At 72.9% G+C, this 22869-nt stretch carries 19 protein-coding genes; 12 read left to right on the forward strand and 7 right to left on the reverse strand.

Annotation, left to right across the window (positions count from 1 at the left end; genetic code table 11):
• Positions 1-30: 30 nt before the first annotated feature.
• Together OHS18_RS04865 and OHS18_RS04870 are read left to right on the forward strand one after the other, a co-directional pair.
• Entirely contained in the window at positions 31-906 is an 876-nt protein-coding gene (locus OHS18_RS04865) for a LysR family transcriptional regulator (RefSeq protein WP_328616093.1), read from the forward strand.
• Positions 882-1589, forward strand: coding sequence for an HAD family hydrolase (locus OHS18_RS04870; RefSeq protein WP_328616094.1), 708 nt, complete (start codon positions 882-884; stop codon positions 1587-1589). Before OHS18_RS04865 ends, OHS18_RS04870 begins: the two co-directional genes overlap by 25 nt.
• Before the next feature lie 305 nt (positions 1590-1894).
• On the opposite strand, the gene OHS18_RS04875 is transcribed toward OHS18_RS04870, so the two are convergent.
• From OHS18_RS04875 to OHS18_RS04885, 3 genes are all read right to left on the reverse strand, one after another.
• Positions 1895-2752: an NAD-dependent epimerase/dehydratase family protein gene (locus OHS18_RS04875; protein ID WP_328616095.1), complete on the reverse strand. Its 858-nt coding sequence runs from the start codon at positions 2750-2752 to the stop codon at positions 1895-1897.
• A 96-nt stretch (positions 2753-2848) separates the two neighbouring features.
• Complete coding sequence (gene glmS, locus OHS18_RS04880; protein ID WP_328616096.1) at positions 2849-4669, reverse strand: glutamine--fructose-6-phosphate transaminase (isomerizing); 1821 nt, start codon at positions 4667-4669, stop codon at positions 2849-2851.
• Between the two features lie 49 nt (positions 4670-4718).
• Positions 4719-4979 carry a hypothetical protein gene (locus OHS18_RS04885; RefSeq protein WP_328455651.1) on the reverse strand — a complete coding sequence of 87 codons (261 nt, stop codon included), beginning with the start codon at positions 4977-4979 and terminating at the stop codon, positions 4719-4721.
• 167 nt (positions 4980-5146) lie between these two features.
• Here OHS18_RS04885 and OHS18_RS04890 point away from each other — a divergent pair, with 167 nt between their 5' ends.
• Complete coding sequence (locus OHS18_RS04890; protein WP_328455649.1) at positions 5147-6307, forward strand: cytochrome P450; 1161 nt, start codon at positions 5147-5149, stop codon at positions 6305-6307.
• A 6-nt stretch (positions 6308-6313) separates the two neighbouring features.
• Here OHS18_RS04890 and OHS18_RS04895 read toward each other — a convergent pair whose 3' ends face one another.
• Together OHS18_RS04895 and OHS18_RS04900 are read right to left on the reverse strand one after the other, a co-directional pair.
• Positions 6314-7075, reverse strand: a complete 762-nt coding sequence (locus OHS18_RS04895; RefSeq protein ID WP_247051664.1) for a DeoR/GlpR family DNA-binding transcription regulator — start codon at positions 7073-7075, stop codon at positions 6314-6316.
• Positions 7076-7118: 43 nt separating this feature from the next.
• Positions 7119-7925: a thioesterase II family protein gene (locus OHS18_RS04900; protein WP_328616097.1), complete on the reverse strand. Its 807-nt coding sequence runs from the start codon at positions 7923-7925 to the stop codon at positions 7119-7121.
• Between the two features lie 188 nt (positions 7926-8113).
• Between OHS18_RS04900 and OHS18_RS04905 the strand changes: the two genes are divergently transcribed.
• The 7 genes from OHS18_RS04905 to OHS18_RS04935 all read left to right on the forward strand — a co-directional run bounded on the left by OHS18_RS04905 (position 8114) and on the right by OHS18_RS04935 (position 15239).
• Complete coding sequence (locus tag OHS18_RS04905; protein ID WP_328616098.1) at positions 8114-8389, forward strand: hypothetical protein; 276 nt, start codon at positions 8114-8116, stop codon at positions 8387-8389.
• 74 nt (positions 8390-8463) lie between these two features.
• Complete coding sequence (locus tag OHS18_RS04910) at positions 8464-11232, forward strand: LuxR family transcriptional regulator (RefSeq protein ID WP_328616099.1); 2769 nt, start codon at positions 8464-8466, stop codon at positions 11230-11232.
• Positions 11233-11481: 249 nt separating this feature from the next.
• Complete coding sequence (locus OHS18_RS04915; RefSeq protein ID WP_328455641.1) at positions 11482-11730, forward strand: hypothetical protein; 249 nt, start codon at positions 11482-11484, stop codon at positions 11728-11730.
• Between the two features lie 195 nt (positions 11731-11925).
• Entirely contained in the window at positions 11926-12756 is an 831-nt protein-coding gene (locus tag OHS18_RS04920; protein ID WP_328618728.1) for a 3-hydroxyacyl-CoA dehydrogenase family protein, read from the forward strand.
• On the forward strand, positions 12753-13028 hold the full coding sequence (locus OHS18_RS04925) for an acyl carrier protein (RefSeq protein WP_247051670.1): 276 nt from the start codon (positions 12753-12755) through the stop codon (positions 13026-13028). The genes OHS18_RS04920 and OHS18_RS04925 overlap by 4 nt, the downstream gene beginning before the upstream one ends.
• Positions 13021-14142, forward strand: a complete 1122-nt coding sequence (locus OHS18_RS04930; protein WP_328616100.1) for an acyl-CoA dehydrogenase family protein — start codon at positions 13021-13023, stop codon at positions 14140-14142. The genes OHS18_RS04925 and OHS18_RS04930 overlap by 8 nt, the downstream gene beginning before the upstream one ends.
• Before the next feature lie 26 nt (positions 14143-14168).
• A complete protein-coding gene (locus OHS18_RS04935; protein WP_328458937.1) occupies positions 14169-15239 on the forward strand; it encodes an HAD-IIIC family phosphatase in 1071 nt (356 codons plus the stop codon).
• Positions 15240-15311: 72 nt separating this feature from the next.
• On the opposite strand, the gene OHS18_RS04940 is transcribed toward OHS18_RS04935, so the two are convergent.
• Together OHS18_RS04940 and OHS18_RS04945 are read right to left on the reverse strand one after the other, a co-directional pair.
• Positions 15312-15977 carry an O-methyltransferase gene (locus OHS18_RS04940; protein ID WP_328455634.1) on the reverse strand — a complete coding sequence of 222 codons (666 nt, stop codon included), beginning with the start codon at positions 15975-15977 and terminating at the stop codon, positions 15312-15314.
• 51 nt (positions 15978-16028) lie between these two features.
• On the reverse strand, positions 16029-16655 hold the full coding sequence (locus tag OHS18_RS04945) for a DUF742 domain-containing protein (protein WP_328616101.1): 627 nt from the start codon (positions 16653-16655) through the stop codon (positions 16029-16031).
• 268 nt (positions 16656-16923) lie between these two features.
• On the opposite strand from OHS18_RS04945, the gene OHS18_RS04950 reads away from it, so the two are divergent.
• Complete coding sequence (locus OHS18_RS04950; protein ID WP_328616102.1) at positions 16924-19842, forward strand: AAA family ATPase; 2919 nt, start codon at positions 16924-16926, stop codon at positions 19840-19842.
• Between the two features lie 6 nt (positions 19843-19848).
• The gene (locus OHS18_RS04955; protein ID WP_328616103.1) at positions 19849-22668 is read left to right on the forward strand and encodes a helix-turn-helix transcriptional regulator; all 2820 of its coding nucleotides are present in this window, start codon (positions 19849-19851) and stop codon (positions 22666-22668) included.
• Positions 22669-22869 lie beyond the last annotated feature (201 nt).

Genomic DNA, 22869 nt, shown 5'->3' on the forward strand with positions numbered 1-22869 from the left:
CTCACCGACTCGCCGGAACGGAGGCCGCTGGTGGACGTCGACCTGCGGAAGCTGCGGTATTTCGTGGCGGTCGCCGAAGAACTGCACTTCGGCCGGGCCGCCGAGCGGCTGCACATCGCGCAGCCGGTGTTGTCGAGGCAGATCCGCGCGCTGGAAACCGAACTGCGGGCGCAGGTCTTCGTGCGGGACCGGCGATCCACGGAGCTGACGCCGGCCGGCCGGCAGCTGCTGGAAGACGCCCGCCCCCTCCTGGCCACCGCCGACGCCCTGCGGCGCCGGGTCGCGCTGGCCGCGCGGGGGACGTCGTCGTTCACGATCGGTTTCATGCCGGGGATCACGGTGACGGGTGCCGTATGCGAACTGACCACCCGCCACCCGGCCCTCGACGTCGGCCTGGTGCGCACGACCTGGGAAGACCAAATCGAGGTCCTGCACGACGGCCGCGCCGACGTCAGCGTCGTGCGGCTGCCGGTCGACCCGCGCGGCCTGACCGTGCGGCCGCTGTTCCGCGAGCCGCGGGTCGCGGTCCTGCGCGCCGACCACCGGCTGGCCGGGAAGGATTCGGTACTGATCGCCGACCTGGCCGACGAGCACCTGCTCAACGACCCGGGTGCGGTGCCGGAATGGCGGGAGGTCGCGGCCGAACTGCGAGACGGGACGGCGCTGCCGTTTCGCGGGTTCCGGAGCGTCGAGGAGAAGCTGGAGCACGTCGCGGCGGGGACGGGGATCGCGGTCATCCCGCTCTCGACGTCGGAGTACTACACCCGGCCGGACGTCGCGCACGTCCCGATCGCGGACCTCCCGCCGAACGAGGTGTGCCTCGCCTGGGTGGCCACCCGCAGGTCCCGGCCGATTTACGAGTTCGCCGAGATCGCGACGGCTTGGTTCGACCAGGTGACCGACTGACGGAGAGGCTGGGCCTGATTATCCGCTGGGCGACGTTCGACTGCTTCGGCACGCTGGTGGACTGGCGGCACGGCATCGCGACCGGGATCGAGCTGCTGTTCCCGGGCCGCGGCGGCGACCTGCTCGAGGTCTACAACCGGATCGAACCGCGCGTCCAGGCGGAGGTCCCCGTCCGGCGCTACCGGGAGGTGCTGGCGGAGTCCCTGCGGCGCACGGCCGCCGAAGCCGGGTTGGACCTGCTGCCCGACGACGCTTCCGTGCTGGGCACGGGTCTCCCGTACTGGCCGGTGTTCCCCGACACCCGGACCGCGCTCACGGACCTGCGCGCGGCCGGCTGGCGGCTGGCGTTGCTGACCAACTGCGACCGGGACCTGATCGCGGAGACCGAGCGGCGGCTGGCGGTGCCGATCGACGCCGTCGTCACCGCGGAAGACGTCGGCGGGTACAAGCCGGGACACGGGCACTTCGAGCGGTTCGCCTCGACGTTCGGCGCGAGCCGGGAGAACTGGGTGCACGTGGCGCAGAGCCATTTCCACGACATGGTCCCGGCGCGGGAGCTGGGAATCCGGCGCGTCTGGATCAACCGGCACGGTGACCCGCAGGACCCGGCCGTCGCGGACGCTGTGCTGCCGGGGCTGGCCGGGCTCCTGGAGACCGTGGAACGGGTGCACCGGATGGGCTGACGGTCAACCGTCCGGCGTCATTTCCCCTCTGGCAACGCCAGACGTCCCGGCCGTGCCGCCGGCTGCTTCGGTGTGGTGGACAACGCCGACCGCAGCGCCGTCCACGAGCGGGACGGGCGTGTGCGGCGAACCGGTGCTCGCCGTTCGGTCCCGCCCGTCCGGTAGTCCATCTCGACCTGTACCCAGTCGTAGATCCAGTCGCCTCGCATGGCTTTCCTCCCGGCCGTCGGTTCCTGCTTCGAGGATCGGCCTGAGGGAGGCGGCGCGGCATCGGGTGATCACGTACCTTTTGCCGCGCCCACCCCTTACCCCCGCAGCTCAGTCAGCGCGTCCAGGTGGGACGGTGCCCAGCCCAGCTCCGCCTGGGCCCGCGCCGGCGTCAGCTGCTGGTCCAGGGCGAACGCCTCCGCGATCGGGCCCATCCGCTCTTCGGCCTCCGAAAGGGTGAGCCGTTCGAAGCTGCCTGGGCAGCCGGCCGCCGAGCTGAGGGCCTCGGCGATCTCCGCCAGGCGGATGTTCTCGCCGCTCACTCCCGCGTACACCGACTTCGCCGGCGCCTGCAACGCCAGGGCGTACAGCTCCGCGATGTCGTCCGCGTGCACCAGCGCCCAGTGGTTGCGGCCGTCGCCGATCAGGGGGACCGCTCCGCGCTCGCGGGCCGCGGCCGTGAAGAACGTCTCGGCCAGGCCGCCGTTGTGGCCGTAGACCAGGCCCGGCATCACCAGCACCGGACGGCCGGCGCGGGAGAGGACGCGGTCCTCGTTCTCGCGCCGCCATGCCGTGATGCGCGGTGGGTTCTGCGGCGCGTCCTCGGTGACGACGCCGTTCGTGTCGCCGTAGACCCAGACGCCGCCCGTGTGCACGTAGACACCCCGGTCGCCGAGGCCGTCCTGCATCGCCGACGCCGCCGCGTCGTCGACCTGGGCCGTGTCGTCGCCGTAGTGCTGGCCCAGGTGGATGACGCCGTCGGCGGCCGCGGCCGCGGCACGCAGGACGGCCGGGTCCGTCAGGGCGCCGGGCACCGGGCGGGCGCCCAGGTCGGCGACCGTCCGGGCCGCGGCGTCGCTGCGGGCGAGCGCGCTCACCTCGTGGCCGTGCCGGATCAGGGCCCGGATCGCAGGGCGGCCGACGTAGCCGGAGCCGCCGGTGAGGAAGACCTTCATCGCAAGGGACCTTTCGTCGTGGTTCCCCTCCGACTCTCGGCCCCTTCCGCGCCCGCGTCCAAGACCCTTTACGGCCGCTGTGATACCCGCGGGGCATCACTCCACGGTGACGGACTTCGCCAGGTTCCGCGGCTTGTCGATGTCGTGGCCCAGCGCCAGCGCCGCGTGGTAGGCCAGCAGCTGCAGCGGGATCGTCAGGAGGATCGGGTCCAGCTCCGGCTCGGTCTTCGGCACCACCAGACGCGGGACGTCCAGCGCGCCGAAGTCGACGTCCTCGTGCGTGACGGCCAGCACCGGCCCCGAGCGGGCCCGGATCTGCTGCAGGGCACCGAGGTTGCGCTCCGCGAGTTCGTCCGCCGGCACGATCGCGACCGTCGGCACCGAGGCGTCGATCAGCGCCAGCGGGCCGTGCTTCAGCTCCGAGGTCTGGTACGCCTCGGCGTGCCGGTAGGAGACCTCCTTGAACTTCTGGGCCCCTTCGCGCGCCACCGGGAAACCGCGGACCCGGCCCACGAAGAACAGGCTCTTCGCGTCGGCGCAGGCACGCGCGTGCTCCTCGATCAGCTTCTCCTCGGCGAGCACCGCCCGGATCTGGTCCGGCAGCGCGCGGATCGCCGCGACGATCCGCTGGCCGGACGCGTTGGACAGGTCGCGGACCCGTCCGAGGGCCAGCGCGAGCATCGCGAACCCGACGGCCATGTTCGTCAGCGCCTTCGTGGACGCGACGGCCACCTCCGGGCCGGCGTGCAGGTACAGGCCGCCGTCGCAGGCGCGCGCGATCGCCGAGCCGACAACGTTCACCAGCCCGATGACGCGGCCGCCCTTGCGCTTGACCTCTTCGACGGCGAACGCGGTGTCGACCGTCTCCCCGGACTGGCTGACCGCGATGTAGAGCGTGTCCGCCTCGATGATCGGGTTGCGGTAGCGGAACTCGGACGCGGCCTCGGCGTCGGCCGGGATCCGGGCCAGTTCCTCGATCATCGTCGCGCCGATCTGGCCGACGTAGTAGGCCGAGCCGCAGCCGAGGATCTTCACCCGCGCGAAGCCGCGCAGCTCCCGGGGCGTCAGGTTCAGGCCGTCCAGGCGGGAGACGCCGAAGCGCTCGTCGAGGCGGCCGCGGATCATCCGCTCCACCGACTCGGGCTGCTCCTGGATCTCCTTGTACATGTAGTGGCTGTGCTCGCCGAGGTCCAGGTCGTCGGCTTCGATGTCGATCGCCGTCGGCGGCCGGCCGGTGTCGGCCTCCTCGACGGTGAACGTGCGGTACCCCTTGGCCGTGACGCTGGCGAACTCGCCGTCGGCGAGGTGCACGACGCTGGAGGTGTGGCGGACGAGCGCGGCCAGGTCGCTGGCCACGAACATCTCCTTGTCGCCGACGCCGACGATCAGCGGGGAGCCGTTGCGCGCCACGACGACGCGGTCCGGGCGGCTCGCGTCGGTGACCGCGATCGCGTACGTGCCGGAGATCCGGGAGACCGCTTCGACGACCGCGTCTTCCAGCGTCTCGGCCTCGGACCGGGCGATCAGGTGGGCGAGCACCTCGGTGTCGGTGTCCGAGGCGAGCGTGACGCCGGCGCGCGTGAGCTGCTCGCGCAGCGCGTCGGCGTTGTCGATGATCCCGTTGTGCACCACGGCGATCCGGCCGTCTTCGGAGACGTGCGGGTGGGCGTTGGCCTCGGTCGGCCCGCCGTGCGTCGCCCAGCGCGTGTGCCCGATGCCGGCCTTGCCGGCCAGCCGCTTGGGCAGCGCGGCGGCCAGGTTGCGGACGCGGCCGGTGATCCGGTGCACGCTCTGGCCGCCGGTGCCGAGCACGGCGATCCCGGCCGAGTCGTAGCCGCGGTACTCGAGGCGGGTGAGCCCTTCGAGCAGGATCGGGGCCGCGTTCTGGGTGCCGATGTATCCGACGATTCCGCACATGCCGGGGAGACCTCACTGGAGCAGGGGACGGGGACCGGGGCGGGCCCGGTCAGCCGTAGACGATGCGGCGCAGCTGCCGCTCGGACAGGGTGGGCGGCGCGACGAGCCTGCCGTCCAGTTCACCGGCGACGAGCGGGAAGATCTCGGGGTTCTTCTTCCCCTCGGTCTGCAGCTCCGCGTGCCGGCGCCGGACGTACTGCTCGGCGGTCTCCCGGTAGAACGCCAGCACGTCCTCGACCACGCGCCCGGCCACCGCGGGCGACAAGCCCGTGGACAGCGCGACCTGATCGACGAGTGAGGCGTCTTCCATGGCGCCCATCATGCACGGCGGCGTCGTGAGTGCCAAATTCTTGCCCGATATCGGGCAAGAATCGCGACGAACGCTGAATTGGTCAACGTGTGGGCGAACTAGGGGTTCTTGCAGACTTCCGCCGTCGCAGCAGCCCTGGAGGGCAGCCGGGCGGTACAACAACCCGCATGGTGAGCACGGAATCCGGCGTGGTGAGCTTCCCCCGGCGCGGGCCCGGCCAGACCTCCCCGCCCGACGGTTACGCCGAGCTGCGCGGCAAGCCCGGGCTCTGCCGGACCATGCTGCCCGGCGGGAACCTGGTCTGGCTGGTCACCCGGCACGAAGACGTCCGGGCCGCCCTGACCGACCCGCGGCTCAGCTCCAACCCGGCGCTGCCCGGCTTCCCGGCCACCGGCGGGGCGCCCGAAGCGGTCCCCGGCTGGTTCGTCGCGATGGACGCGCCGGAGCACACCCGCTACCGCAAGCTGCTGATCCCGGAGTTCACCGTCCGCAAGGTGCGGGAGCTGCGCCCGGGCATCCAGCAGGTCGTCGACGACCTGATCGACGGGATGCTCGCCGCCGGCAACGCCGCCGACCTCGTGTCCGCCTTCTGCCTCGTGCTGCCCTCGCTGGTCATCTGCCAGCTGCTGGGTGTGCCCTACGAGGACCACGAGCACTTCGAGTCCCGCACGCGCGTGCTGGTCAGCCTGGCCTCGACGGCGCGTCAGCGCGAGGTCGCGCTCGGCGAAATCACCACCTACCTCACCGAGCTCATCGCCGCGAAGCGGACGGAGCCGGGGGAGGACCTGATCAGCCGGCTGCTCGCCGGGGGTGTGCTGGACGACGACGAGCTGCGCGGCGTCGCGATGCTGCTGCTGGTCGCCGGCCACGAGACCACCGCGAACATGCTGTCCCTCGGTGTGGTCACGTTGCTCGACAATCCACAGTGGATCGGGCACGAGGGGGTCGTCGAGGAGCTGTTGCGGTTCTACTCGATCTCCGACGTCGTCAGCCTGCGCGTCGCCACCGAGGACCTCGAGATCTCGGGCCAGCTGATCCGCCGCGGCGAGGGCGTGGCGCCGCTCGGGCTGGCGGCCGGCCACGACGGGACGGTGTTCGACGACCCCGGCGAGTTCTGCCCGGCGCGGTCCGCGCGCAGTCACGTCGCGTTCGGTTACGGCATCCACCAGTGCATCGGCCAGAACCTGGCGCGCCTGGAGATGGAGGTCGCGCTGACGACGCTGTTCGCCCGGATCCCGCGGCTGCGCCTGGCGGTGCCGGCCGACGAGCTGAACTTCAAGCACGACGGTGTCCTCTTCGGACTGTACGAGCTCCCGGCGCGCTGGTAGGGCGCGTCAGGCGGTCAGGACGTTGACGCCTTCGCGCTCGATCTCCGCCGCCACGGTGGAATCGATGCCGCCGTCGGTGATGAACGTGTCCACTTCGGACAGTTCGGCGAACCGTGCGAAGTGGTCGTTGCCGACCTTCGTGTGATCGGCGAGCAGGACCACGCGGCGGGCGCCGGCGATCGAGGCGCGCTTGACCATCGCCTCGGCCGGGTCCGGGGTGGTCAGGCCACGCTCCACTGACAGGCCGTTGGTGGCCATGAACGCCACTTCGACGAAGGTCTCGCTCAGCGCGTGCAGCGCCCAGGCGTCGACCGACGCGAGCGTGCGGGCCCGCAGCCGGCCGCCGACCAGCATGACCGTCAGGTTGGGGCGCTTCGAGAGCGACAGCGCGATGTTCACGGAGTTCGTGACCACCGTGAGGTTGCAGTCGATCGGCAGGGCCTCGGCCAGGTGCGCGGTGGTCGTCCCGGCGTCGAGCAGGATCGCGCCCTCCGACGGCAGTTCGGCCAGCGCGGCCTTGCCGATGCGCTTCTTCTCCGCCGTCATCACGCTTTCGCGCGTGGTGAACGCGGGTTCGAACCCCAGCCGTTCGATGGGGATCGCCCCGCCGTGCACCCGGCGGAGCGATCCGTGCCGCTCCAGCGTGGTGAGGTCGCGGCGGATGGTTTCGGTGGTGACGGTGAACTCGCCCGCCAGCTCGGCGACGTCCACTCTGCCCCGCGTACGTGCACGCTCGAGGATCATTTGCTGACGCTCCTCCGCGTACATCGCCGCCCCCTTCATGTCGGTGCGTGTTGCCGGCGATGTGAGTTTATGTTGAATCACGTCCGGAAAGCAACGCCGGGGTCTCCTCGACGGGGGCCTGCAGCGCCCGCAGTTCACGCAGGATCTCGCCGTTGACGGCGCCCTGGTGCCGCGCGAGGAAGAAGTGGCCGCCGGGGAAAACCTCCAGCCGGAACGCGCCGTCGGTGTGGTCGCGCCAGTTCTCCGCCTCCGCGGCGGTGACCTTCGGGTCGTCGGTGCCGATCAGGACGGTCACCGGGCAGCCGACGCGGCGGTCCGCGGCGCAGGTGTAGGTCTCGATCGCGCGGTAGTCGTTCCGGATGGCCGGCAGGGCCATCCGGAGGATCTCGTCGCCGCCGAGCACCGTGAGGTCCTGTTTGTTGAGGTCCTTGACCTCCGCGATGATCCCGTCGTCGTCGCGCTCGTGGATCCGTTCGTCGCGGTGGGTCGACGGGCCGCGGCGGCCGGAGGCGATCAGCGCGCCGGGCCCCGGCGCGCCGCGGTCCGCGAGCCGCAGCGCGACTTCGAAGGCCAGGACCGCGCCCATGCTGTGGCCGAAGAAGACCGTCGGTTTCGCCGACAGGGCCAGCAGTTCCGTCGTGACCAGGTCGGCCAGGCCGGCGATGGTGTCGACGCAGGGTTCGCGCCGGCGGTCCTGGCGACCGGGGTACTGCAGGGAAACGACGTCGACGTCCGGCGCGAACCGGGCGGAGACCGGGTGGAAGTAGCTGGCGGAACCACCGGCGTGCGGGAAGCACACCAGCCGGGTCCCTGCCTCGGCCGCCTGGTGGTAGCGGCGGATCCACGGCGTCGTGGCGTTGTCCGCGATGTTCACGAGGCGTGTTCCTTTCGGCGTGCTTACGGGTCACCAGTAAACCCAGGCCGCCGCAACGGAAACCTTAGTGTTGCCGGTCACCCACGGCGGAACGCGTGAGATCTGCGGTTTTCCGGGTCCGGGCCGACTTAGCCTGCGCGTGCGGTGCGTTTCGCGGACCGCGCCCGACCGCCCCGAGAGGAGCTCCGATGACCGGTGACGCGCTCGCCCTCGCCCGGCGCAAGGCCACCGAGCTGCGCAGGGCGGTCCAGTCCCTGCACCGGATCCACGGTGACACGCACTCGATGCGCCGGCTGCTGAGCGATCTCGAATGGATCGACGCGGGGCTGCGTGAACTGCCGCCGTCCGCCGCGCGCGACGGCATCGAGGCTCTCGACCGGATCGTCGTGCCCGACACGCCGTACCGGCCGGACATGTGGCACGGCGCGGACGACGAAGGGCTCGGCGGCCGCCGGCACCAGTGAGTCGTCGACCTCAGAATCACTGACCTCGAATCGCTGACCTCGACGGCGCGGGAAGCAGGTGCGGGATGCCCGGTGTGGCGAGTGGGACCGCGGTGCGGATGACCGGCCGCCGGCGTGAGCTGGAGATCCTGAGCTCGGCGTTCGCCAACGCGCGCGCCGGCGCGGCCACGCTGGTGCGCGTCCGCGGTGCCGCGGGCACCGGCAAGACCACGTTGCTGGACGCGTTCGCGGAGCAGCTCGAAGACCGGGCGACGGTCCTGCGCGCCACGTGCCGCCGTCCCGGCCGCGCGACCGCCGAACGCGCCGTCGAAGAACTCCTCCCCGGTGGCGCGGGCGGGGACGGCACGCCGGTCGCGCTGGTGTCGCGGCGGCTGGGCCGGTGCCTGGCCGAGGTCACCGCCACCCGCCCGGCGGTGCTCGTGCTCGACGACTTCCACTGCTGTGACGAGGGTTCGCTGCGGGTGCTGGCCCACCAGCTGCACCGCGGCGCCGAACTGCCGCTGCTGCTCGTGGTCGCGCAGCGGCCCGCCGACCTGCCCGTCTGGCCGCCGCTGGCGCTGCCGCCGGGTGACGTCGCGACGATCGACCTGGCCGGGTTCGGGGAGGCGGTCGTCGAAGAGCTGGTCACGGAGCTCTGGCCGATCCGGCCGGAGCCCGGCTTCGCCGCCGACCTGACCGCGCTGACCGGGGGAAACCCGTCCCTGCTCGGCCAGGTGTGCCGGGCGCTGCGGAGCGAAGGCTTCGCGCCGGACGACGACGGAGCCGCGCGGGCCCGGCTGCTCGCCCCGGGCGCCCACGCCCGCCTCGTGGAACGGATCCTCGCGGCCCGCCCGGCGTACGTGGGTTGCGTCGCCGAAGCCGCCGCGGTGCTCGACCGGGCCGACGTCGAGCTGGTCGCCCTGCTCAGCGGCGTGCCCGAACCCCTGGCCGGGGACGCGATCCGGGTGCTGGCCGCCGAGCACGTCCTCGACCCGGCCGGCCACGGGTTCACCTCCGCCGAAGCGCGGGCCGGTGTCCTGGCCGGGATGTCGCAACGACGGCTCACCGCGTCGCGGCTGACCGCCGCCCGCCTGCTCAACGACCGCGGCCGGCCCGCGGAGGACGTCGGCGCGCACCTGCTCGGCCGGCGACGGCTGCCCGAGCAGTGGATGCGGGACGTCCTCGCCGAGGCCGCGCGCGCCGCGGAGCGGGCCGGCCGGCACACCGACGCGGCCCGCTACCTCGGGGTGCTGGTCGCCGACCGCCCCGAGGACGTGCCGACCCGGATCGAGTTCGCCCGCGTGGTCGGCGTGCGCGACCCGCTGGCCGCGTACGCGACGCTCGCCGGGACCGCGGAGCTGGCCGAGGACACCCGCAGCCGCGCGCTGATCTCCCTGCAGCTGGCCAAGGCCGCGCTGACGGCCCGGGAAGCGGGCGAGGCGACCCGGCTGCTGACGACGGCTCTCGCCGAGCTCGACGCGGAGCCCGCCGGCACCGCCCCGGAGGACGGCCGCGGCCTGCGCACCGAGCTCGAAGGCGCGCTGCTCGTGGTCGCCTTCGAACAGCCGGGGACCCTGGGCCTGCTCGACGGCCGGCTCGCCGCGATGTCCGGGCTGGGTGGTCAGACGCCGGCCGAGACGAGTGTGCTCGCCCTGGCCTCGGTGGCCCACATGCTGGCGGGCACCGACCGCGACACGGCCGTGTCGTGCGCGCGCCGGGCCCTGGACCGGCCGGAACCCGCGGTGCTCTGGTCCGCGTCGCTGGCCGCCTACGTCCTCTACCTCGCCGACGAGGTGGACGAGGCGTTCGGCGCCCTCGAAGACCTCGTCCCCGACGCGCCGCGCGACGACGCCGGCTGGCCGGCGATCACCGCCCTGACCGCGCAGTCGTGGCTCAGCTGCGGCGCCGGCGACCTCGCCCGGGCGCTGTCCGACGCGGCCGCCGCCGTCCGGCTCGCCGACGGGGACGGCAGTCCGGAACTCGCCACGGCGCCACTGGTCTCCCAGGCGCTGATCCTGCTGCGGCAGGGGGACGTCGGAAGCGCGGAACAGGCGCTGGCCCGGGCCGACCGCGAGGGCCCGGACACCGCCGTCCTCCGGTTGCCGCACCGGTTGCTGGCCCGGGCCTGGCTGTGCGAACTGGGCGACGACCACGAAACCGCCCTCGGCCACCTCCTGACGTGTGGCCGGCTGCTGCGGGAGGAAGGCGTCCACAACCCGGTCTTCGCACCGTGGTGGCTCGACGCCGCCCGCGTGCTCGTCACGCTCGGCCGGCGGAGCGAGGCGATCGCACTCGTCGAACAGGGCGAGGACCTGGCCCGGAGCTGGGGCACGGCGTCCGCGCGGGGCCTGGCCCTGCTGGGGCGTGGCCTCACGGCCGAGGGCGCCGCGGCCGTCGAACGGCTGGCCGCGGCCGCCGACGTGCTCGCCGGCACCCCGGCGTCCTGGTACCGGACCGAAGCGGAAATCCTGCTGGGCCAGGCGCTGCTGGAAGCGGGCGACCACCCCGGGGCCCGCAAGCACTACCGGGCGGCCGTCGACCTGTCGGTGCGTGCCGGGTTCTGGGGCCGGGCGGACCGGGCCCGGGCCGGCGTGACGGCGTCCGGCGGGCGGAACTACGCCGTGACCGGGAACGTCACCGACGTCCTGACGGTGGGGGAGCGGCGGGTCGGGGACCTGGCCGCGGCCGGCGCGACCAACCGCGAGATCGCGGACCGGCTCCTGCTGGCCCTGCGGACGGTGGAAATCCACCTGACGAGCGTGTACCGCAAACTCGGCGTCAACGGCCGCGCCCACCTGCAGGAGCTCTTCTCCCAGGGCCTGCTGGCGCCCGAGCCCGCGCTCGCCGGCGCCGAATTGTCCTGACGGACAACGGGTAATAATCGGCTCCGCGTGCGGTGTGGGTATTCCCGTCCGATCCGCGTAAACGCGTGCGAGAATGCGAGGGTGTCCCGCCGAGTGGGAACCACAATACGTGACAAACGTCCTGGTCTGTTCCCGACCTGCGGTGATAGCGTTCCCTTGGCAGTGGTTCGAGGGCGCTGACGATGGGATCCGGCAGGGGGATCCGCCGGGGATCGGAAGCGGGAGAAAACGGGGAGCGGAATGCGGCCGGTGGCGGGACTGGCGGTGGTCGTGGACGACGCCGGCGTGCTCGAGATGTCGCTCCCCTCCGGTGAGCAGCGGGTGCTCGCGCAGGGCATCGGCGCGGCCATGTGGATCGCGCTGGCCCAGCACGGCTGGGACCCCGGTGCAGCGGCGCTGACCCTCGCGCCCGAATGCGATCTCGAACCGGGCGAACTGGCCGATTCGATCCGCGCGTGGATGGGTGACCTGGCGGCGATCGGCGTGCTGGAGTCCTGAGCCCGAACGGTTCCCCGTACCGGATGGATAGTGGGCTCTCCGCCCGGAAACCGCCGTGGCGGCGGAAAAACCCTAGAGTTGACCGCGGCTCGTTGACCGTTCGCGCACTCGTGACAGACCCTCCCAACGCACAAGGGAATGTCCCGAGGATTGTGAGGCGCGGTGGTGGGCGGACAAACGCAGGATCACCCGGCCGTGATCGGTGGCGGCGTGATGGGATCGGCCATCACGGCGATGGCACTGGGACACGGGGTTCCGGTCACACTGGTCGAAGCCGGCGACGAAGCACTGGACCTGGCGCGGCGGAGGGTGGACCAGCAGCTGCGGCACGGCCGCCTGATGGGCGCGTTCCCCGACGTCGAACCGGGTGAGCTGACGGCGACGACGGACCTGACCGCGGCCAAGGGCGCGACGGCCGTCGTCGAAGCGATCATCGAAGACGCGTCGAGCAAGGCCGACGTACTGGCCAGGATCGCGGGGCTCGTCGCCCCGCGGACCCCGTTGATCACCAACACCTCCGGCATTCCGGTCGACGAGCTCGCCGATGCGGTCGAGCGCCCGGAGGACCTGCTCGCGACGCACTTCATGAACCCGACGTACCTCATCCGGACCGTCGAGGTCGTGCGCGGTCCGCGGACGGGCAGCGACACGCTCGCCAACGTGCTGGCGCTGCTGGAGCGGCTGAAGCGGCGCCCGATCGTCGTGAACGACTCCCCGGGGTTCGTCACGAGCCGGCTGCTGCACCCGCAGATCAACGACGCGGCGCGGCTGGTCGAAGAGGGCACCGCGTCGGTCGAGTCGGTCGACGAGCTGATGCAGGGCTGCCTCGGTCACCCGACGGGCCCGTTGCGCACCGCGGACCTGATCGGCCTGGACAACCTGGCCGACGCGCTGCGGCTGCTGTCCGAACGCACCGGCGACCCGCGGCACCTGCCGTGCGCGCTGCTGGAGTCCAAAGTGGCCGAAGGCCACCTCGGCCGGAAGTCCGGACGAGGGTTCTACGAGTACGGGAAGGTGTTCCAGTGAACGACGTCTCCACCACCGAAACCCCGGCGCGGACGCCGGAGGTCGTCGCCCAGCAGATCAAGGACTTCCTGGCCGGGCGCATCAACCAGGAGGTCCCCTCGGACCAGGACCTGTTCCGCACCGGGCTGGTGTCCTCGATGTTCGCCATGGAGCTGGTCGTGTTCCTCGAGCAGACCTACGGCATCGCGATCGTCGGCCCGGACCTGAAGCTGGACAACTTCCGCACCGTGGACGGCATGTCCGCACTCGTCCGGCGCCTGCTCGATGAGTGAGGACCCGCTCGCCGGTGCGGCCGGCGAGCTGACCGCGCTGGTCGGCGACCGGGCGGCCGCGTGGGATGTCGAGGGCCTGCTGCCCGTCGACATGCTGCGCGGGCTCGGCGCCCGCGGGCTGCTGTGCGCCGAGGTGCCCGCCGACTTCGGCGGTCTCGGCGCGAGCAGCCTCCACAGTGGACACTTCACCGCGCACGCCGGCGCGTTGTGCAGCTCGCTGCGCAGCGTGATGACGTCGCAGGGCATGGCGGCGTGGACGATCCAGCGGTTCGGGGACCGGGCCCAGCGGGCGAAGTACCTCGGCCGGCTGACCTCGGGTGACCTGGCCGCGGTCGCGTTCAGCGAACCGGCCGCGGGCAGCGACCTCTCCTCGGTCGCGACGACCGTCCGCACCGACGGCGACGACATCGTCATCGACGGCGAGAAGGTCTGGATCACCGCGGCGGCCTACGCCGACCTGCTCGTCGTCGTCGGCGAGCTCGACGGGCTGGGTGCCGCGGTGGTCGTCCCGGCCCGCGCGGAAGGCGTGTCGATCGAACGCATCCCGTACCCCAGCGGGTGCCGGGCGGCCGGTCACTCGACCGTGCGGCTCGACAACGTCCGGCTGCCGCGCTCCGCCCTGCTGGGCGGCGGCGGCGTCGACCTGTCCATGCTGGTCACGACGGCGCTGGCGTACGGCCGGATTTCGGTCGCCTGGGGGTGCGTCGGCATCCTGCGGGCCTGCCTGAGGGCGGCCGGCGACCACGCGGGCAAGCGGCACCAGGGCGGGATCCCGCTGGCCGACCGCCAGCTGGTGGCCCGTCACCTCGCCGACCTGTTCGCCGACGAGCAGGCCGCGACCCGGGTGTGCGAGCACGCCAGCCGGGCGTGGGACCAGCGCTCCCCGGAGATGGTGGTCTCGACCGTGCTGGCGAAGTACGTCAGCTCGACGAGCGCGGCACGCGGTGCCGCGGCGGCGGTGCAGGTGCTGGCCTCGGCCGCCGCGCAGGACGGCCACGTGGTCGCCCGCGCGCACCGCGACGCGAAGCTCATGGAACTCATCGAGGGCAGCAACGAAATCTGCCAGCTGATCCTGGCGGGGCACACGCGTGTCCTCGCGAACAGCGGCGGCTAAGGAGGAGTCCGGTGGCAAGCACGCAAATGGTCAAGTGTCTCGTGTGGGACCTCGACAACACGCTGTGGAACGGGACACTGCTGGAGGACGGCTCGGTCCAGATCCCCGAGCCGATCCGGGAGCTCGTGCGGACCCTGGACGCGCGCGGCATCCTGCAGACCGTCGCGAGCAAGAACGACCACGACCACGCCTGGGCGCGGCTGGAGGAGCTGGGTCTCGCGGAGTACTTCGTGCTGCCGCGGATCGGCTGGAACCCGAAGTCGGAGTCCATCCGGGCGATCGCGGACGAGCTGAAGTTCGCCCTCGACACCATCGCCTTCGTCGACGACCAGGAGGCCGAGCTCGCCGAGGTGACGTTCCACCTCCCGCAGGTGCGGACCTACCGCGCCGAGAAGGTGCTGGAACTGGCGTCCCTGCCGGAGTTCAGCCCGGCCACGGTCACCGTCGACTCGCGGCGGCGCCGGCAGATGTACCAGGCGTCGTTCCGCCGCCAGGAGGCGCAGGCCGGCTTCACCGGCCCGGACGAGGACTTCCTGCGGTCGCTGGACCTGAAGATGACGATCGGCCCGGCGACCGACGCCGAGCTGACGCGCGTCGAGGAACTGACCCGGCGCACCAGCCAGATGAACGCGACCGGCGTCCACTACTCCCACGAGGCGCTGAGCGCCCTGATCGACGACCCCGGGCACCGGGTGCTGGTGGTGAGCATGCAGGACCGCTTCGGGCCGCACGGCGCCGTCGGCGTGCTGCTGCTGGAGACCGGGCACGAGGTCTGGCACCTGAAGCTGCTCGCGACGTCCTGCCGGGTCGTGTCGTTCGGGGCCGGCTCGATCATCCTGCGCTGGCTGATCAACCAGGCCGCCACCGCCGACGCGCACCTGGTGGCCGACTTCCGGCCGACCGACCGCAACCGGATGATGGAGATCGCCTACCGCTTCACCGGGTTCGCCGACGAGGCGTGCGCGTGCCAGGCCGTGCTCGCCGACCCGGGCCTGGACGGCCTGCAGCGCCTGCACCTCGAGCCGGTGCCGCAGGAAGAGCCGACGACCGTGGCCCTGGTGGCCCCCGACCTCACCGAGCGGATCAGCGTGCACTGAGCGCCGCAACGGTAAAACCGAAGGCCGCCGCGGGAATCCCGCGGCGGCCTTCGGTTTTCGGGGGTTCGGGGGTCAGCTCGCCTTGCGGATGAGCGTCATGCCGTCGGCGACCGGCAGCAGCGACATCTCCACCCGCGGGTCGTCCCGCACGAAGCGGTTGAACTCGCGGATGGCCACCGTGTCCGGGTCCTGGGCGGCCGGATCGGTGACCCGGCCGAAGAACAGCGTGTTGTCGACGACGACGAGCCCGTCCGGTGCCAGGAGCATCAGGGCGGCCTCGTAGTAGGCGGCGTAACCCGCCTTGTCGGCGTCGATGAAGACCAGGTCGACGGAGCCGGGGCCGTACTCGGCGAACAGCGAGTCGAGTACCGCGGTCGCCGGGGCGATCCGCAGGTCGATCCGGTCTTCGACGCCGGCCCGGCGCCAGTAGGGGCGGCCGAAGGCCGGCCAGCGGTCGGTGACGTCGCAGGTGATCAGCAGGCCGCGGTCGGGCAGCGCCCGGGCCATGCAGAGTGAGCTGTACCCGGTGAAGGTGCCGACCTCCACCACCGTTCGCGCCCGCGTGAGCTTGACCAGCAGCGCGAGCAACTGGCCCTCCTCGGCGGACACCTGCATCGCCGCACCCATCGGCAGCGACGCCGTTTCTTCTCGCAACTCGCGCAGGATCTCGTCCTCGGCACGGGAATGGTCGCTCACGTACGTGAGCACGTCGGAGGACGCCAGTAGTTGGCTCGCCATGGCGTGAGCGTAGGGGCGCGGCTACCTGGAACTGTCTAGTAAGTCGGCCGCTCAGCCGAGCCGCAGGAGGCCCTGGTGGACGCGGTGCAGCAGCTCGAGCGGCGGCCGGTCGGTGACCCCCAGGTCGACGCCGCGCGCGAGCAGCAGCCCGTCCCGGATGCCCTGCAGGACGAGCGCGCGGGTGACGTCCAGCGGCCGCATCAGATATGCGGCGACCTCGGCCACCGACGTCGGGATCTGGCACATCCGGCAGACGGCCGCGAGGTCGGGGTCGAGCCCGGTGGCGCCGCGGTGCCGCCCGGTCGTGGTCAGCATGACCTCGGGCGGCAGGGGGTGGCGCGGCCCCGGCCGTGGCGGGCGGGTGCCGCGGACGTAGGGCCGCGGGCGCGGCGCCTCGCGCATGCCGAGCGGCTCCCGGGCGGGGCTCTCGGTCTTCGGCCAGGTCGGTCCGAGCGGTACGGGAGGTTCGGCGGGCTGGGGCGGCTTGACCTGCTCGGTCGTGACCGCCGTGCCCGCTTCGGCCCCGTTCGTGCCCGGTTCCGGGCTCGCGGCGGTCGGCTCGGACTTGGGTTTGGGTGTGAACCCATGTTCGACCCACAGGTCGTAGTCGCCCCAGCCGCCGAAGGTCAGCGGGTGGTATTCGATCTTGCTGGGGCGGCGTTTACGATTCTTATTCATGTTTCTGGCCCCGTAAAGTCCGTGTGCGGCGCGGCGCACAGCCTGACCACCGGGCGGTCAGGCCTGTCAAGTATCGCCGCCAGAGACGTGGGTTTTCCTGGGACTTCGTGGGTAGTGCGTTGTCCACGAGGCCCAAGTGCAGACAAAACGAAGGCGCCGGGCTTGTTAAACCAACATTCTGGGTCCTACGCTGGGAGGCCAAGTCGCTCGACGCAACGATGGGTGAGCGGCGGCGACGAGCCGCTGTGTGGGTCGGAGGGTGATGGTGTTGCCCGGACCAGGTAGGGCCGAACCGGCGATGGCGGACGCGCTCGTCCGCTCTGTCGCGGTGCCCGCCGTCCGGGAGCGCCCGGCCGGTGGGGACGGCCCCGCGGCCCCGTCCGTGCTGACCCTCCCGTGGCGGGGCGAGTTCGAACGCCGCGCCCGGCGCGCCGGGGACGTCCGCCTGGTCGAACGCGAAGACGAGATCGCCGTGCTGCGGCGGGGGATTCGCGGCGCGGTCGCCGGCCGGTCGGGCCGGGTGGTCGTCGTCGGCCCGCGCGGCGCGGGCAGCAGCGCGCTGCTCGCCGCGGCCGTCCGCGAAGCGCGCGTCGCCGGGATGATCACGGCGTTCGCCCGCTGCACCCCCGCCGAGTCCACCGTCCACCGCGGCGTCATCAACCAGCTTTCCGCGGACATCGCGGGCGCCGGCTGCCGGCTCGACAGCGGCACGCGCACCTGCGGCCGGGCGCTGGCCGAGCGGACCATCCCGACGTTGTGCGGGGACTTCGTGGGGGTCGCCAGCCAGGGGCCGCTCCTGATCGCCGTCGACGATTCGCAGTGGTGCGACCCGGGCTCGCGAGCCTGGCTCGAGGCCATGGAACACCGGCTGCAGCAGGCGCCGATCCTGCTGGTCCGCGCCGTGATGCAGGCCGGCTCGCGCTCGGCCGCCGTGCGGGCCGACGGGGTGGACACCGTCGTCGTCCGGCCGCTGACCGAAGAGGGCCTGCGGCAACTGGTCGCGGACCGCTTCCCGGGCACCCGCCCGGACGCGCGGTTCGTCGCCGGGCTGCACCTCGCCACCGGGGGCAAGCCGGCGCTGGTGGCCCCGGTCCTCGAACGGCTCTCCGCCGCCGGGCTCGAGCCGGTCGCCGAGCGCCTGCCCGCCGTCATCGCGCACCTGGGCGACCTGCGGGACGCCGACCTCGCCGTCTCGATCGCCGCGCTCCCGGCCGACGCCCTGAACCTGCTGCGGGCCATCGCGATGTGCCGCGGCCTGCTCGACTTCGAGCTCGTGACGACACTGGCGGGCCCGCTGACCGGCTCGGCCGAGGCCGCCTTGCGGATGCTCAGCGGGTTCGGCCTGGTGTTCGGCGGCGCCGAACCGCGAGTGGTCGACGACGGCACGGCGGACGCCGCACTGGGCACCTTGAACTCCGCCGAGCGCGCGGACCTCGCGGCCCGCGCGGCCGAGCTCGCCTACCGCGCCGCGGTCCCGGACGACCAGCTCGCCGAGCTGCTGACGACGATCCGGCCGATCGGCACGACCTGGGCGGTCGCCACCCTGCGGCGCGCGGCCGAGCAGCGCCGCGCGATCGGCGACCGGCACGGCGCGGCCCGGCTGCTCACGCGGGCGCTTCGTGAACCGGTCAGCCAGGCCGAACGCCGGAAGCTGATGCTGGGCCTGGCCCTGGCGGAGGTCGCCGACCAGCCCGAGCTGAGCGACCTGCGGCTGCAGCGGGTGCTGCTCGACGCCGGGCCCGAGGTCTCCGGTGCCGTCCTGCTCGACGCGGCCGACCACCTGCTTTCGCGGGGCGACACCCGCACCGCGCACCGCGCGATCGCCGCGACCTGGCGTCGTCGCAGCGCCTTCGACGCCGGCACGTCGGCGCTCGCCGCGCTCGGCTGGCTGGCGCAGGAGGACTCCGTGTCGGGCCCGGTCGTGCCGACGCCGGTGTTCGGGGCGCCCGCGGCCCAGCCCGGTGCGCAGGACCCGGCGGTCGCCGCGACGATCGCGTCGGAGCTGGCCGGCCGGGGCCGGGAGTTCGACCGGGCGCGCGAGCTGGCCCGGCTGGCGCTCGTGCCGCGGTCCGGGAAACTGCCGTCCAGCCTGCGGATCCAGGCCGCCTGGGTGCTGTTCTGCACCGACGACCTCACCGAAGCCGTGCTCGGCCTGACCGACGTGCTGCAGGACGCCACCCGCGTCGGGGCCCGGGCCGCCGCGGCGAACGCGCTGCTGATGCGGGCCCGCTGCGAACTGCGGCGCGGCAACCTCGGGCAGGCCGAAGCGGACCTCGAAGCGGTGGAAACCCGGTTGCCGGAACGGGCCTGGCACCCGCGCTCGGTGTCCCGGCTGCTGGCGGTGCGGGCCGAGTTCGCGCTCGCCGGCACGCGGCTGGACGAGGCCGAAAAGGCCGTCGCCGATCCGCTGCCCGCCGGGGCCGAGGACGGCATGGCCGCCGCGTACTTCCTGCTGCGACGCGGGGCCGTGCGGCTCGCCACCGGCGACCCGGCGGCGGCACTCGAAGACTTCCGCGCGGCCGGGCGCGGTACGCGTGCCCGTCGCGAGGGCAACGCCGTGGACCTGCCGTGGCGCACCGGGGTGGCGATCGCGCTGGCCCGCCTCGGCGAATCCGGCGCGGCGGCCGAGATCGCACGGGAAGCGCTGGCGCGCGCGGAAACCTGGGGCGCACCAAGCGGCCGGGGCACCGCGAGCCTGTACCTGGCGGAGGTCTTCGACGGCGCCGAAACCCGCACCACGCTGGAGCAGGCGGTCGCGCTGCTGGAGGGATCGCCGCTGCGGGTCGAGTTCCTGACCGCGGTGACCGACCTGGCCGGCGCGTGTCTCGACGACGGCGACCCGGCGGAAGCCGCGTCGCTGCTGGGCCGGGTCGCCACGATCCGGCCGCTGCTGCTGCCCGCCGGACTCGTGGCCAAGATCCGCGACGTGTCCGGCCGGCTCACCCGCAGCACCACCACGAGCACCGTCGCGCCGGCGGCGGGCGATCCCGTCGGTTCACTGTCCGAAGAGGAGGCCAGCATCGCGGCGCTCGCGGCCGCGGGCCATTCGAATCCGGAGATCGCGCGGGCGCTGCGGCTCAGCGGCCGGCTCGTCGAACTGCGCCTTACCCGGATCTACCGCAAGCTGACGGTGACCGGGCGGCGGCAGCTGACCGAGCTCATGAGTCCCGATTCCGCGGCGAGTTGATGACCGGTGCTACTGGAGCGTGACGCCGAGCGGGCCGCGATAGCGACCGCGCTGAACGCGGCCGCGGGCAGCGACGGCTCGCTGCTGCTGATCAGCGGACCGGCGGGCAGCGGCAAGTCGGCCCTGCTCCGCGACGCGACCGCGTCGGCCCTGGCCGCCGGCGCCCGGGTGCTGCGCGCGGACGCGACCCAGCTCGAAGAGGACTTCGCGTTCGGCATCGCGCAGCAGCTGTGCCGCCCGGTGCTCGTCGCGGCCGGCACGGCCGAGCGCGAGCGCTGGTTCCAGGGCGCGTCCGAGCAGATCCTGCGCGCGCTGACCGAAGAACGCCTCGTCACCAACGGCCACGAGCACAACCTGCCCACCGAAGCCGTCCTCTATGGACTGCACACGGTGGTGCACGCGATGTCGCACGACGACCTGGTCGTGGTGATCGTCGACGACCTGCAGTGGGCGGACCACGGTTCGCTGCGGTTGCTGGCCTACCTGGCCAAGCGGCTCAGCGGGTCGCGGATCCTGCTCGCGCTGGCCGTGGCGGAGGAGTGCGAGGCGCCGAAGTACGCGCTGGTGCACGAACTCGTCACCGCGGCCGCGCGGATCGTCGTCCCGGCGCCGCTGTCGCCCGAGGGTGTCGCGTCGATGGCCGAGGTCGCGTTCGGCGAACGCGCCGAGGAACCGTTCACCGCGATGCTGCACCGGGTTTCGGGCGGCAACCCGGCGAACGTCGCGACCGTCCTCACCGGACTGGTCGGCGAGGGCCTGCGCCCGATCGCCGCGCAGATCGCGGCGGCCACGGCCGAAGCCGAGCGGTTGCTCGACCACCGGATCATGCTGTCGCTCGGGTCGCAGCCGCCCGCGGTGCTCGCGCTGGTGCGCGCGGTCGCGGTCCTCGGCGACCTGGCCGAGCCGCAGCTCGCCGCCGACCTGGCCGGCCTCGACGAGGTCGAGTACAAGTCCGCGCTGCAGAGCCTCGAACGCCTCGGGCTGCTCGTCCACGACGACCGCCGGATCGGGTTCGCCAACGCCACGGTCCGGGAAGGCGTCGAGCCGGCGATCCCGGTGGAACTGCGCGAAGTCCTGTACCGCCGGGCGGCACGGCTGCTCTACGAACACGGCCGGCCCGCCGAGCGCGTCGCCGAGAAGCTGATGAAGGTCGGCGCGGCCGAGGATCCGTGGGAGGTCCGGATCCTCAGCTCCGCCGCGGCGACCGTGCTGGAGCGCGGCGCCGGGGACCTGGCCGCGCGCTACCTGCGCCGGGCGTTGCTCAACACCTCGCCCGACAGCGAGGAACGCGGCCGCCTGATGGTGGAGCTCGCCGCGGCCGAACGGGGTTTCGACCTGATCGCGTCGGCGCGGCACGTGTCGCAGGCGTTGTCGCTGCTGCCCGCCGGGGCCGCGCAGGCGGAAGCGGCCCTGTGGATCCCGCCCGGCCTCGCGGTGACGGTGCCCGCGCTCGGCACGGCCGTCCGCACGGCCGTCGAATCCGTGCTGCGGGAGGCGGATCCGGCGGGCGGAACGGACTTGGAACTGCGGGCGGAAGCGCGGTCCTGGTACCCGGGGACCCGCCCGCCGGGACAGGGTGACGCCGCGCTGGCCCGCCTGCGGGAGCTGGAGACGGCCGAGCGGCTCGACTCGCCGGCCGGCCGCGAGCTCGCCGTCGTGCTCCTGCACTCCGCCGCGTTGTCCGGCAGCGTGGCGGCCGACGAGGTCGAGACCGTCCTCAAGCGACTGGTCACCGAGGAACCCTTCGACCCGGCGCACGCCTACACGGCCCTGCCGCTTCTCGTCACCACGCTGGTGGCCGCCGACACCGCGAGCGTCCTCGAACCCGCGCTGGCCGCGGCGGCCGAGCAGGCGACCCAGCGCCGGTGGCAGGACACCGCGCACCTGATCGCCGCGGAGACCGCGGAAGTCAAAAGGGCGCAAGGGGATCTGGCCAAGGCCCGGCGGATCGCGCTGGGCGTCCTCGAAGGCGCCGACCACGAAACCTGGCCGGACGCGCTCGCGCTGTCGGTCACCACGCTGGCCCAGATCGCCCTGGAGACCCAGGATCCCGAGCTCGGCGAGCGCCTGCTGGCGGTGCCGATGGACAGCACCGACCACCGCGTGTTCGCCGCCCGCCGGCTGACCCGCGGCATGATCGACCTGGTCCGGGGCGATCCCGCCACGGCACTGGGCCGGTTCCTCGACTGCGGCCGGCGGCTGGAGCGCGAGGGCTGGGTCAACACGCCCCAGTACCCGTGGCGCACCTGGGCCGCGCTGGTGCGCCAGCGGATGGGCGACCTGCCGGCCGCGCAGGCGCACGCCGCGGCGGAGGACATCGTCGCCCAGCAGTGGGGGAGCCCGCTGAGCGTCGGGCGTTCCCTGCGGTTGCAGGGAATGCTGACCGGCGGCGCCGACGGCATCGACCTGCTCCACGAGGCCGCGAGCATCATCCGCGAGTCCGAAGACCTCGCCGAACGTGCCCGCACCTCGGTGATCCTCGGTACCCGCCTGCTCGACTCCGGTGATCCGGACGCGGCGGGATTCCTTGCGGAGAGCCGGGAACTGGCCAAGGCCATCGGCGCGACCTGGCTGGACGGCACGGGGGAGACCGAGCTGAACGGCCCCGTGCTGCGGTTTTCCGGCGGCGGCCTGGAAAACCTGACGAAGGCGGAGGCCGCGGTGGCCCGCCTGGTCGTGCGCGGCTGGACGAACCAGCAGATCGCGGACTCTCTGGGGGTAACCCGGCGCGCGGTCGAGAAGAATCTGACCGGTACCTACCGCAAGCTCGAGGTCAGCGGGCGGGCCGAGCTCATCGACCACCTCGGCGAAGCCGAGCTCGACTGAGTGCCGCACCGCGCCGTGGTGCGGTACCGCACCCGCCGGGTACGGACCGCACGCCGCGTGCGGTGCGGGGGTTCGGACCCCCCTTCACCTGCGAATCCCCTGGCTGAGGCCAAGATGCGGCTGTGCGTGGGTCACCACCGGTGTTCGGTACCGAACCGCACCGCACCGCACTCCGTACCTCCGTACCCCCAACGGGGGCGC

This window comes from Amycolatopsis sp. NBC_00355, from assembly GCF_036104975.1.
Classification (GTDB): Bacteria; Actinomycetota; Actinomycetes; order Mycobacteriales; family Pseudonocardiaceae; genus Amycolatopsis.